Source organism: Longimicrobiaceae bacterium (assembly GCA_035696245.1).
GTDB lineage: Bacteria > Gemmatimonadota > Gemmatimonadetes > Longimicrobiales > Longimicrobiaceae > DASRQW01.
In genome coordinates this window covers 1-12,710 of the sequence record DASRQW010000089.1, presented here as the reverse complement: position 1 = coordinate 12,710, position 12,710 = coordinate 1, and the positions used below count along the sequence as shown (strand labels likewise).

Below are 12,710 nucleotides of genomic sequence, written 5' to 3'. Positions count from 1 at the left end.
GTCGAGAGCGGCGGATCGGTCCATGCGGACATGTACGGAACCGGCCGCATGCTCGGCCTCTACGTGGGAGGATGTGTCGCGGGCGGGGTCGTCTTCGGGTTGGGTGCGCCGCTGGGGAAGAGCTGGGCGGGGGCGATTCTGCTCGGCATCGCCGGCGTGCTGCCGTTCACGACCGCCTGTGCCGTCGCTGGTGAGGGATGGCGCGGGACCGCGACCTTCGCGAACCCGATCCTCCGGGGCGTGACGCTCGTCCTCGGCATCGCGGCGGCTGTTGGGATGCACCGCGCCAGCCAGGAACCGCAGTTCCCCGCTTCCGCCGCGGAGCCCGCCGATCTGGAGGCGGAGAACGTGAACGGGTAGCGGCGACCCGCTGCGCATCTCCCGGAGCAGCGGCTCCCCCACGGGCCGGAACCCTGGCACCGCGTCTCCCGCGGTGCGCGCGATCCTTGCGGTGCCTCGGCGAACGGCGGGGCACCGCTCCGGCCGCATCTCCCATCTACCCAGTGGTCACGCGTTCTCCGGCGTCAAAACCGCGGGCGGACGTTCGTTAACCCGAAGGCCCTCGCGTGCACGCGTGCGGCGGCCGTCGTGCACGCGACCCTGCGCCGCCGTCCGGGCACCCGCCCGCGAGCCGCGGCCATCCGGAATCCCCCGCGCCGGAGCATGCCATGCCACACACCTTCGTCCGCCTACCCACGGTGCTCGCCGCGCTCGGCGCCGCCGCCCTCGCCCTCCCCGCGCACGCGCAGACCGCGCCGGCCCAGCGCCTCGCATCGCCCCCGCCCACCGCAGCGGCCAGGCAGCAGGCCGCCCAGCAGGCGCGCGACTCCGTCCGTTCGCTGCGCCGGGCCCGCTCCGCGCAAAGCGAGTTCGAGCGCGTGCGGTTCAACGAGCTGCCGTGGACCTTCGACAGCGGGCACCCGGACCGGTGCGACGAGATCGTGGGCCGCTTCTGCTTCTGGTTCGGCGACAAGGACGAGGAGAAGCGCGATCCCCCGCCCGAGGCCAAGCCGGTGGGCGTGGCGCGCGGCGAGCTGGTGTCGCGCCTGGCCCGCGCCGCGACGGAGCACCCCGGCGACGAGTGGGTGATGGGCCAGCTCGTCCGCTACCAGGTGGAGGCCCGCCGTGCAGACGACGCGCTGGCGACCGCCCGCGCCTGCCGGGCGACCGCGTGGTGGTGCGGCGCGCTCACGGGCTACGCGCTGCACGCGCGCGGCGACTACGCCGCCGCCGAGGCCGCGTTCGACGCGGCGCTGGCCAGCATGCCCCAGCGCCGCCGGCACGACTGGACCGACCTGGGGCTGCTGCTCAGCCCCGGCGAGCGGCGGCAGTACAACCGCATGCGGCCGGCGCAGCGCGACTCGGTGGAGCGCGTCTTCTGGCGCCTCGCGGACCCCATGGTGAGCACGCCCGGCAACGAGGCGCGCACCGAGCACCTGTCGCGCTGGGTGATGGCGCGGCTGAACGAGCGCGCGCAGAGCACCGACGGCCTGCGCTGGGGCAGCGACCTGGGCGAGTTTCTGCTCCGGTACGGCCCGCCCGACGCGTGGGAGCGCGTACGCCAGCCGATGCCCACGGCGGCGCGGGCCAACGTGGTCAGCCACTACGCATCGCATGCGTGGAGCTTCATTCCGCGGCTGCGCGACCTGGCGAACCCGTCGGCCCTGAAGCCCGACGCGTGGGAGCCGGACCCGGACCAGCCGCGCGTGCAGTACCCGGTGGGGTACGCCCGCAGCTTCGAGAAGCTGGAGCCGCAGGTCGCCGTCTTCCGGCGCGGCGGCCAGGCCGTGGTGCTCGCCGCGTACGACATGGACGCCGACAGCGTTCCCGCCGCGAGCCCCGTCTCCAACGCGCTGGTGCTGGACCCGGGCACCGGCCACGAGCCCATCGTGGTCCGCGGAACGGCTGTGGGCGCCAGGGGCGTGCTGCGGGCGGACGCGGTGCCCGCCCCCGCGCTGCTCAGCCTGGAGGTGCGCGCGGACAGCGTGAAGCGCGCCGGCCGCGCCCGCTTCGGCCTGCCGCTGGCGCCGCCCCCGGCCACCGGCATCCACCTCTCCGACATCCTCCTGCTCACCCGCGGCGACTCGCTCCCCACCTCGCTGGAAGAGGCGACGCCGCTGGCCCGCGGCACGTACCGCGTGAAGCCCGGCGAGAGGCTGGGGCTGTTCTGGGAGGTCTACGGCCTGGCATCGCAGAACGATACGCTGACGCTGGGCGTGAGCATCGCGCGCACGAACCAGCCGGGCTTCGCGCGCCGCGCCGCCGAGCGCATCGGCCTGGCGAGCCGCGGAACGCCGGTCAAGGTGGGGTGGAAGGAGGAGTCCGGCGGCCGCACCATCCTGGGCCGCTCGCTCGCCGTCACGCTTCCGGACCTCTCGCCCGGCGAGTACAGCCTCCAGATCAGCGTCCAGCGCGGCGCCGAGCCGCCGGTGCTCACCACCCGCAAGCTCATCGTCCCGAAACCGAGGTAGACGCACGATCGAGGGGCTGCCGTCGCCCACGGCAGCCCCTCGAGCAACAACGCCCGCACACGTACATCTCCGCCTGGGATCATGCTCCAGCAGCAGGCTGCGGCTTCATTTCATACGGAATCCGGGTAGATCGGCTTGCCTTCGCGGAGTCTCGCCGAAGCGATTCGACCATCGGTAGCAGCCCACGCCGGTGGGCTTCGTGCCGTCGTAGCCCGCGGCTTTAGCCGCCAGGGCGATGCTGGCCGCACCGATTCTCCCGGATTTCCTATTCACCGCGAGGGCGATACGGACACGAGCTCGGTAGATAGCCGGGCTGACGCTTCCGCGGTATCCGGCAGATGAAAGGCCGGCGGCTCACTCCGGGTCGCCGGCCTTCGTCTCGTCGATCGAGCTCGCCATGCGCTCCGTGGCCTCGCGCCAGCCCTGCTCCAGCATGGCGGCCGCGGCGTCCAGGTCGCCGGCGCGCAGGGAGGCGGCCACGCGCTGGTGCAGCTCCACGGAGGCGTCTGCGCGGCCGGTGTCGTGCCAGTACGCGAAGGCGTAGCGCCGCAGCACGCGCGCGAAGCCGTCCAGAAGCCCGAGCAGGTGCTCGTTCCCGCAGCCCTCCACCAGCAGCTGGTGCCACCGCAGGTTCAGCCAAACCACGCGCTGCGGGTCGCCCAGGCTGCGCGCGGTCTCGGCCGCGATCTCGTCCAGCTCGTCGAGCACGGGGGCGGAGAGCGGGGATGCGGCGCGAAGCGCCAGCCCCTCCAGCGTCCAGAAGATGGGCGCCGCCTCGCGCAGCTTGGCGGCGCTGAGCGGCGCCACGAAGAAGCCGCGCCCCACCTCCGCGTCCAGGAACCCCTCGCGCTCCAGCTGCACCAGCGCCTCGCGCACCGGGGTGCGGCTCACCCCCAGCTCCTTGGCCAGGGCGGTGTCGCTCAGGCGGCTTCCCGGCGCAAGCTCGTTGCGCACGATCCGCTTGGCGATGGCGCTGTACACCTCGTCGCGCAGGGGCCCGCGGCTCAGCGCCATCGGGCCCGCTGGCCGCATCGGCGGGAGGGATGCGAGGCGGTGTGCTCACAGTGGACGCCGTGCATCTCCGGTCCCCGCCCGCGCATGCTCATCCGCGGGTCTCCAGCCAGGGGACCAGGTCGTCGATGGCGAGCCGCCAGTGCGCGCGCAGCAGGTCCGCCGCGCGCTCCGTCTCGCCCGCGCCCGCGGCCGCGGCGATCTCGTCGTGCGAGCGGGTGGACGCGGGCACCGAGCCGGAGTTCATCATGTACGCGTACTCGTAGCGGTGCAGCACGCTCTTCAGGCCGGCGATGGTCTCCAGCAGCATCGCGTTGCCGCAGCCCTCCACCAGCGTGCGGTGCCAGCGCGTGTCCAGCTCGATGCGCTGCTCCGGGTCGTCGGCGCTGCGGGCGATCTGCCCGTTCAGCCACTCCAGTTCGGCCAGCGCGGCGGGCGGCGGCGGCGGCGCGGTGGTGAGTGCCAGGCACTCCAGCGTCCACAGGACGGGGTAGACCTCGCGGACCTCGCGGGCGCTCAGCGCCTTCACGAAGAAGCCGCGGCCGGGGTCGGTCTGCAGGAAGCCCTCGCGCTCCAGCCGCAGCAGCGCCTCGCGCACGGGGGTGCGGCTCACGCCCAGCTCGCCCGCCAGCACGCTGTCGCTCAGGCGGCTCTCGGGCGGCAGCTCGTCGCGGAGGATGCGGCCCACCAGCGCGTGGTGAACCTGGTCGCGGAGCGGCGCACGGGCGATGGTGCTGCGCGGGGGTTCCGGTCCCCGCCGGGATCGGGTCAACGTCATCTGGAGAATTCGGGGGAAGCGGTTCCGCCGGCTGGCGGACGCCGCGTTACGGCGAATCGGAGAGCGCGTGGAGCGGCGATCCACACAATATACGCTTTTTCCTCCACGCCCCGACAAGACCCCGCCGCACCGTCCCGGCGCGGCGGCATCCTGCCGGATCAAGCGCCACAAGGATTCCGCGGTCGCACTGTGATCGGCTGCAATCCTGAATAGGCCATTTCGAGACATGTGGAAGTGCGATCCAGAGGTGCGCCCGCGCGCCCGCGCGCCTGGTGAGCGACGGCATCCGGCATCCCCCGCCACACGACGTTCCACATCGCCCGAGGCCGACTCCCATCTGCCGAGCTCCAGGCCTTGCGCGGGCGCGGATGAAGACTGCGTGGATGCCGGTCGATCGACCCCGGAATGCAGTCTCGTCCACCCCCGATCCGCGGGATGCGTAACAGCACTTCCGAGGGCGCATCTCCAGTCCGTCCACCATGTTCGCCCGGTTGGTGAGCGAGACTCATAAACACGGCTCCTGCACGGCCTTGCGGTGCGGTCCGGAACATGCTTGTATGCAGCGCGGACCCGGTCGGGTCCGGCGTTCCCGCGCGGCCGTACCCCACGAAAACACAACGGAGGATCCGCATGCCGGCAGCAGCGTCTGGTGTCGAGGTGGATGGCGTTACGGTCCTGGGGGAGATGCTGCCGGAGGGAGAAGGGGTGCTCACGCCCGAGGCGCTGGCCTTCGTGGCCGGGCTGCACCGCCGCTTCAACGCCACACGCGAGGACCTGCTGCACAGGCGCGTCCGGCGGCAGGAGGCGATCGACGCGGGCGAGATGCCGGACTTCCTGCCCGAGACGGCGGAGGTACGCGCGGCGGAGTGGAAGGTTGCGCCCACGCCGGCCGACCTGCAGGACCGGCGCGTGGAGATCACCGGGCCCACCGACCGGAAGATGGTGATCAACGCGCTGAACTCCGGCGCGAGCGCCTTCATGGCGGACTTCGAGGACTCGCTTTCGCCCACCTGGCGCAACGTGGTGGACGGGCAGGCCACGCTGTACGAGGCCGTGCGCCGCACCCTCTCGCTCGACTCGCCGGAGGGCAAGCAGTACCGGCTGGGGGAGAAGCTGGCGACGCTCATCGTCCGTCCCCGCGGCTGGCACCTGCCCGAGCGGCACGTGCTGGTGGACGGGGAACCCATCTCCGCGTCGCTGTTCGACTTCGGGCTCTTCTTCTTCCACAACGCGGCGGAGCTGCTGGCGCGCGGGAGCGGGCCGTACCTCTACCTGCCCAAGATGGAGAGCCACTTGGAGGCGCGGCTGTGGAACGACGTCTTCACGGCCGCGCAGGACGAGCTGGGCATCCCGCAGGGCAGCATCCGCGCGACGGTGCTCATCGAGACCATCCTGGCCGCGTTCGAGATGGACGAGATCCTGTACGAGCTGCGGGACCACGCGGCGGGGCTCAACGCGGGCCGGTGGGACTACATCTTCAGCATCATCAAGAAGTTCAGCCGCCGCGGCGACTTCGTGCTGCCGGACCGCGTGCAGGTGACGATGGCCGTGCCGTTCATGAAGTGCTACGCGGAGCTGCTGGTGAAGACCTGCCACCGCCGCGGCGCGCACGCCATGGGCGGCATGGCGGCCTTCATCCCCAGCCGCAAGGACGCCGAGGTGAACCGCGTGGCGCTGGCCAAGGTGCGCGAGGACAAGGAGCGCGAGACCGGCCAGGGCTTCGACGGCACCTGGGTGGCGCACCCGGACCTGGTCCCCGTGGCGCGCGAGGTGTTCGACCGGGTTCTCGGTGACAGGCCCAACCAGAAGGAGGTGCTGAACGACGAGGTGAAGGTGCGCGCGCAGGACCTGCTCAGCCCAGGCATATTGGGCGGGCGGATCACCGAGGGCGGCGTGCGCAACAACGTGAGCGTGGCGGTGCAGTACATCGAGGCGTGGCTGCGCGGCAACGGCGCGGTGGGCATCTACAACCTGATGGAAGATGCCGCCACGGCCGAGATCTCGCGCGCGCAGCTCTGGCAGTGGATCCGGCACCGCGCCGAGCTGGAAGACGGCCGGCACGTGAACCCCGACATCTACTGCGCGGTCCGGGACGAGGAGGTGGCGAAGCTGCGGGAGGGACGCGAGGCCTCGCGCGAGCTGGACGAGGCGGTGGAGCTGCTGGACACGCTGGTGCTGGGCGCCGAGTTCGCCCCATTTCTCACCCTGCCGGCCTACCAGCATCTGGACTAGGCCCGGCGCTACCCTCGGAGACACGGACGATGAACGGCGAGAACTTCGACGCACAGGTGCAGGAGCTGGCCAGCCGGTGGATGTCCGACGAGCGGTGGGAGGGCATCGACCGGCCGTACACGGCCGAAGAGGTGGTGAAGCTGCGCGGCTCGGTCCGCGTGGAGCACTCGCTGGCCCGCCGCGGCGCCGAGCGCCTGTGGAAGGCGCTGCACGAGGACGAGGCGGTGCGCACGTTCGGGGCGCTCACCGGCGCGCAGGCGGTGCAGATGGTGAAGGGCGGGCTGCAGGCCATCTACCTGAGCGGCTGGCAGGTGGCGGGCGACATGAACCTGAGCGGCCAGACGTACCCGGACCAGAGCCTGTACCCCAGCAACAGCGTGCCCGCGGTGGTGAAGCGGCTGAACAACGCCCTGCTGCGCGCCGACCAGATCGAGTGGTGCGAGGGCAAAGCCGAGCGCGACTGGCTGGTGCCCATCGTGGCGGACGCGGAGGCGGGCTTCGGCGGGCCGCTGCACGGCTTCGAGCTGATGAAGAGCATGATCGAGGCGGGCGCGGCCGGCGTGCACTTCGAGGACCAGCTGGCGAGCGAGAAGAAGTGCGGGCACCTGGGCGGCAAGGTTCTCATTCCCACGGCGCAGTTCATCCGCACGCTGGTGGGTGCGCGCCTGGCGGCCGACGTGCTGGACGTACCCACCCTGCTGGTGGCGCGGACGGACGCGGACGCGGCCACGCTCATCACCAGCGACATCGACCCGCGCGACCACGAGTTCCTCACCGGCGAGCGCACGCCCGAGGGCTACTTCCGCGTCACGGGCGGTCTGGCGTCGAGCATCAAGCGCGGGCTGTCGTACGCGCCGTACGCGGACCTTGTGTGGTGCGAGACCAGCACGCCGGACCTGGACGAGGCGCGCGAGTTCGCCGAGGGCATCCACGCCCAGTTCCCCGGCAAGATGCTGGCGTACAACTGCTCGCCCAGCTTCAACTGGCAGCGCAAGCTGGACGCGGCGACGATCGCCAAGTTCCAGCGCGAGCTGAACGCCATGGGCTACAAGTTCCAGTTCATCACGCTGGCTGGGTGGCACCTCATCAACCTGCACACCTTCAAGCTGGCTGGCGAGTACGCGGCCGAGGGCATGCCCGCCTACGTCCGCCTCCAGGCCGAGGAGTTCGCGCTGGAGGAGGCCGGCTACACCGCCACCAAGCACCAGCGCGAGGTGGGCGCCGGCTACTTCGACCAGGTCCTCATGGCCGTCACCGGCGGCGAGACGTCCACCGCCGCCCTCGTCGGCAGCACGGAGTCCGCGCAGTTCGCGTAAAGGTGATGCCGGCAGGTTCGAGCCTCACGAACGAGGGAGGTCCGCGGCAGGCGCGGGCCTCCCCTCGAGTGTTCGGGTAGACGAACCAGAACGGCCGCCGCTCCCCGCGCGGCTACGGAGCCCCAACTCGCGCCCGTCCCGGATAACGCTCTCCGTTTGGGTGTTATCGCGACGAGAGGCGGGATAGCACGCCGAGTTCGTCACGTCGGCCTGCGCTACTGTACCTGCCGGTTGGAATTTGTGAACTTGACTCCCGCTTGGGTCGCGTATTATTGGGAATGGTGGCGATTCGGCTATGCCCGCGCGGCGGATTGTACGGAAATGCAAGACTCTACGCGGATTTACGACGTCTGTCGCTCTGCGGATTAGCTGGAATTCTGTCCAGTTAACAACAAGCTAGGCCGCTGGAAAAACACCGCGGCAGCCGCAGGAGATCCGCGCCCGCGGTTGCCGTGCGCGTTTCGTGTTCGTCGGGGTCATCGAGTGGAGGGTAATCCGAGCCTGTCAAGCGTCTCTTTGAGGTAGGTTTCTCGGGCACGGAGATTAACAAGCGCGGGCTTTGTTTGATAGCGAGCGGGGTATATCATACCCGTTTTGCCCACTTTTCATCAATCGGAAGGAGCGACCGTGCCAGGCCGGAACTTGTTGCTAAGCGTAATTGCTGTCGGTGCGCTGTTTACCATCGTATTCCTACACGCGCTCGCTGTTCCCGCCCTTAGTCACCAGGGCGCGGCCACTGTGCGGGGGCCACTTACAAGTCTGATCTGGTGGATCACAGGCGTACAGGTGATCATGTTAGCCAGTGTTGTAGGGGTGTGGCGGCGATAGGGGAAGGTGCAAAGTGCCAGTCTAGCTTTGTGCGGCCGATTGCGTGTAAGGCCGCTAGACAACATCGGCAGCTGCAGGGATTCCCTCTGCAGCTGCCGTGGTTTTCATCACTGCGGTTGTCTCACGCAGCGAGCCGCCGCACCACCTCCCGCGCGCCCTTCCGATACACCGTCAGGCATACCAGCTCGTCAGCGGGTCGCGCACCTCCCACCAGCGGCTGTGCTTCTGCTTGATGATGGTGAAGGTGGGCTTCGCAGCAGCGGGCGCGGGGTCCTTCGGGTCGTCAGACATCGTACCCTCCGATCCTCTTGACCCGCGCCGTCCAGCAGGGCAGCTTTGGTGAGCGGGCGGCCTTCGGGTCGTTTCGTGTCAGGCGGGTGTATCGGGCATTCTCTGCCAGGGGAATCCGGTACATCCGCCTTGTTCGTCGGCCCTGCTCGTTGTAATATGATGTGCAGACAGTCCTTTGTCCATATATCATGCGGACAATAAAATGGATTTCCGAACGGCGGCAAATATTCTTGGCGAGCAGATCACGAGTGCTGACATGGCTGAAGCGCTCGGCGTTTCGCCACATTCTGTTCGCCAAGCGCGTTTGCAGGATGGAGCTCCCGGCTTCCGAAAGCCTCCCGAGGGCTGGACGCAGGTTTTCGTTCGGCTTGCGAAGGACCGTTGTAGTGAGTTGAAAGCCCTCGTCGAGTTGTTGGAGCGGGAGTGATCGAGGTTGGCGTAGCCTTGTCGGTGGCAGCACACGCGGAGAAGAGCATTTCTGCGAACTGTAGCCATGGCCGGGGTTCTTCCTACCTTTTTTCTTTCCTCTAGTGGAGGACAACAGCATGCCGGAACTCACAGTGCCGATAAAGATCTTCGACCCTGCCGTTCCGTTCGCATCTTATCAGGTATCAGATCCGGGGATCGATACGTGGCACGATGATGTCTTGGTTACGCGACGAGCGCTTGATCACCTCGCCCACTTTCACGTGACCGAGACGGCCAGATTGAAGTTGTCTGGCGGGATGTCGATGATCGTGCCCAGGGTTGAAATCGGACTGCAAATTGGAAGCATTAAGATAGACAAGATAACTGCCCTTGTTGTCGACGATGGCCACCATGATGTTCTTCTCGGGAGTAGTGTGTTTGACCGAGTTTTCGCCATCGGGCAATCAGATGAATCCGAAGTTCGCATCTCAACACCTCAAAAAGATGATCCGTCGGCACTTTCTGTGGAGCTCTACCCGGTTCAGATGCCGATCGATCTTGCCAAATTCGAGTTTCTCCTCCGAGCCAAACGAAAGCTCTACAACCTCAGTTTAGTGGCTTTTGGAGAGGTCCCTCTACTCACGGGAGCGGTAATCGAGGACATAATCAACTGTGATGAAAACATCCCCAGCCACCTGCGTCTTAAGCTGGCCTGGGTCGATGCCGGATCGATTTGGCTCACCTTAAAATCTGGCTCGACCAACACTCTCAAGTATTTAGCATCCTTGTTCGAAACTGGAGCGAGTGCCAAACTGGCTCAACAAGTAGCCGAGGCTCAGAAAGCAGAAACCGAAGCAGCAATCTCCCAAGCAACTCGTGATGCAACAGCCATCCGATTGAACGAGGAGCAAGAACGGTTGCGCATCGAGAATGTAGCCAAAGTGTATGAAGTCTGGCGCAGCCAAGTGCTTTCTCATGTGAACTTTCTTGACGAGGTACTTGCGAAAATCGAAGATCCGAGGGTCGCCACACAGTTGCGCGCCCAACGTGATCAAGCCATTGCTGAACTGGTAGAGCAAACGATTCTGCCCGTCGTTCGGAACATTCCCAGACCACATATCCGGGGCGAAGGTCCTATGTTGCTTGGGCCAGGCAACATGCCTTGAGTACGATCACACGGCCGTCACTTTGGACCGCCGAGATGTAGGAGCCGGCGCGGCCTAACAATCGGCTGCAGGAGATGCGGGGCCGTCCACGTTTTCGCCGACGACAGTCTTGCGCGTCGGCCCCGCACCCCTGACCCTTGCTCCGTTAAGCCGCTGAGTGGTATGCCGCTGCAGCAACGCTCATCCGCCTCTGCCTCACCAACCTCTCAAGAAAATGTTGGACGCGTACTCCTATGCCTGTTTCTCCATTAGCCAGGAGGTAGTCCGTGGCCACTCTTGAGTTGATCGTAACGGGCATCCTTTTTGTTCTCTCTTCGGGGATCCTCTTTAACAAACGATTTAGACGAAGTGCATTCCTGGTTTCCGTCACCGGGATAGTAGCGATGGTATCTACAATCTCACTGGTCGGCACTCTCCGTCCCAAACGGCACAATGCAGCTCACTTAGTGAGATCAGGCGAAGCTACTCAAGTCGAATACATGCCTGGCGACTCTGGCGCCCAGCGGCAGTTCAGCCGAGATAGCGCAGCACGGATTGCAGTTGTCAAGCGCGAAGCCCATCAGCGAACACTCGAGCAGATCGCATCCGAGGAAGAAGCTGCGAGGACTCGAAGACTGGTCGAGTCGGAGCACGCACTTGCTCACAGTCAAGACAGTATCGTACGAGTAGGGGCGTTTCGCCATCGATTGCTCGGCTCATGGAAAGTGGTCTGGAGAAATTCCAATGAAGAGTATCGCGAAGGAGCTGTGATCGTATTTCATTCCAACGGACGTGTGGACTACAAGCAGATTTTCTTAGGTGGAGGTGGATTTCCTGGATCCTCAGTAGCAATTGGTGATTTGCTCAATCAGCGGTACGAAGTGCTCGACAATCAAAGGGTTCGCTTTTTTGCTGGTCACACGTGGCTCCTAGGAGATGTTTGGTCACCTCCACAGAAAATCGAATTTGATAATCAGGGGCGCATCGTGTGGACCACCCAGCTTAAGCTTCCGACCAGAGTGGACTCGTTGGTTTTGGCACTGATGTAACAGCCTGTCAGTCCGGAAGCACCGTCGCACCTCACTTTAAAACAGATAAACATCGCTGCCTCTACCAGGTTTCGGCCTAACAATTCGGCTGCAGGGGATGCGGGGTCATCCATCGTGCACGCTGGTATCGCGAGCGGCCCCGCACCCCTGACCCTTGATCCGTTTGGCCGCTGGACAAGCATCGCAGCAGCCGCAGGGAGCGCGTCCCGCATACGCGTTCTCAGGCTGGCGTTGAGGTGACAGGATAGGGCGTACTACCGAGAATCTGTCGCTGGTGCGACACCGTGAACTCGTTCTCGCAACCGTGGAGGGGTCGTGCCGCAGGGAAATAGCCAAACTGCACCGCAAGATCGCCGCGTCATCATTGTCGCTTCGCATCAAGACCTTCGCGGATGCGCCGCACGCGCAACCGCTTCACGTACCCTCGTGGTTACCCCCTCACTCGCGTTGATGATTCCCTCCGCAGTGATTGAGGGAGTTTTATCGGCGTCGGCTCGGTTTGGAATGCGGGATTGGTCTACAGATAGAGTGCTCGAGCAGCTAGAAGCGGAGCTACGATTGGGGATACCGATCGCGCTGTACGACCAGTCCGAGGCTATACGACTCTTTCAATTCGGCGTCGGCCACACTCCCAGGTCTGGGAGTGTGTATGTCCAGCACCCTATTTTGCACGGCCACTATATCCCTCCCGAGGACTTCGCCCGGGTGTTGGCGAAGGAAAAGGAAGCGGCGTTTCGACAACTCGCGTCTGCGCTGGGTGCCAAGGAGTTGCGGCTAGTGAGTGCCGAGGTTCGGTCAAAGAAAGGATGGCTTGGCACTCGAGTGAATGTTCCAGAGGCCGCGAGCCAGCTCGGTTTGCGTGTGGAATTCGACAATAGCGGCGCACTGGTGAGGCGTGTGCACTCGCAGTTCGGTAAGCCCAAGCTACCTCCGCGGGTGCCTGATGATCTGCGTCCATGGGTAGAGATGGACCCCGATCTCCGCACCATGGCCCGAGATCGAACCGAAGGGCACCTCTTGGCGCACCAGGTCACGCTGGAGTTCCAAGAGCGGATGGGAGTGGGCGGGGACATAGCGGCCCTGATGGCTGGCCGTGGAATGACGGCGGGAGGTTCATATGAAGCACTACACCACTCTATCTGGCATTTTGAAGCTGAGTACTGGCCGCTCGACGAGTAGGG

The 12,710-nt window shown here is 66.0% G+C and carries 9 protein-coding genes; 7 read left to right on the top strand and 2 right to left on the bottom strand.

The features are described 5' to 3' along the window. A partial coding sequence (locus VFE05_04215) for a hypothetical protein (GenBank protein HET6229260.1) occupies positions 1-360 on the top strand: 360 nt, incomplete at its 5' end. A 308-nt stretch (positions 361-668) separates the two neighbouring features. Then, positions 669-2,471: a GWxTD domain-containing protein gene (locus VFE05_04210; protein ID HET6229259.1), complete on the top strand. Its 1,803-nt coding sequence runs from the start codon at positions 669-671 to the stop codon at positions 2,469-2,471. A 354-nt stretch (positions 2,472-2,825) separates the two neighbouring features. On the opposite strand, the gene VFE05_04205 is transcribed toward VFE05_04210, so the two are convergent. Then, positions 2,826-3,485, bottom strand: coding sequence for a GntR family transcriptional regulator (locus VFE05_04205; protein HET6229258.1), 660 nt, complete (start codon positions 3,483-3,485; stop codon positions 2,826-2,828). 88 nt (positions 3,486-3,573) lie between these two features. Then, the gene (locus tag VFE05_04200) at positions 3,574-4,260 is read right to left on the bottom strand and encodes a GntR family transcriptional regulator (GenBank protein ID HET6229257.1); all 687 of its coding nucleotides are present in this window, start codon (positions 4,258-4,260) and stop codon (positions 3,574-3,576) included. A 630-nt stretch (positions 4,261-4,890) separates the two neighbouring features. Here VFE05_04200 and aceB point away from each other — a divergent pair. The 5 genes from aceB (at position 4,891) to VFE05_04175 (ending at position 12,708) form a co-directional block, all read left to right on the top strand. Next, positions 4,891-6,492 carry a malate synthase A gene (gene aceB / locus VFE05_04195; GenBank protein ID HET6229256.1) on the top strand — a complete coding sequence of 534 codons (1,602 nt, stop codon included), beginning with the start codon at positions 4,891-4,893 and terminating at the stop codon, positions 6,490-6,492. 29 nt (positions 6,493-6,521) lie between these two features. Further along, positions 6,522-7,808 carry an isocitrate lyase gene (gene aceA, locus VFE05_04190; protein ID HET6229255.1) on the top strand — a complete coding sequence of 429 codons (1,287 nt, stop codon included), beginning with the start codon at positions 6,522-6,524 and terminating at the stop codon, positions 7,806-7,808. A 1,664-nt stretch (positions 7,809-9,472) separates the two neighbouring features. Next, positions 9,473-10,501: a hypothetical protein gene (locus VFE05_04185; protein ID HET6229254.1), complete on the top strand. Its 1,029-nt coding sequence runs from the start codon at positions 9,473-9,475 to the stop codon at positions 10,499-10,501. 266 nt (positions 10,502-10,767) lie between these two features. Beyond that, positions 10,768-11,529 carry a hypothetical protein gene (locus tag VFE05_04180; protein ID HET6229253.1) on the top strand — a complete coding sequence of 254 codons (762 nt, stop codon included), beginning with the start codon at positions 10,768-10,770 and terminating at the stop codon, positions 11,527-11,529. Positions 11,530-12,057: 528 nt separating this feature from the next. After that, complete coding sequence (locus VFE05_04175; protein HET6229252.1) at positions 12,058-12,708, top strand: hypothetical protein; 651 nt, start codon at positions 12,058-12,060, stop codon at positions 12,706-12,708. The last annotated feature ends 2 nt before the right edge of the window (positions 12,709-12,710 follow it).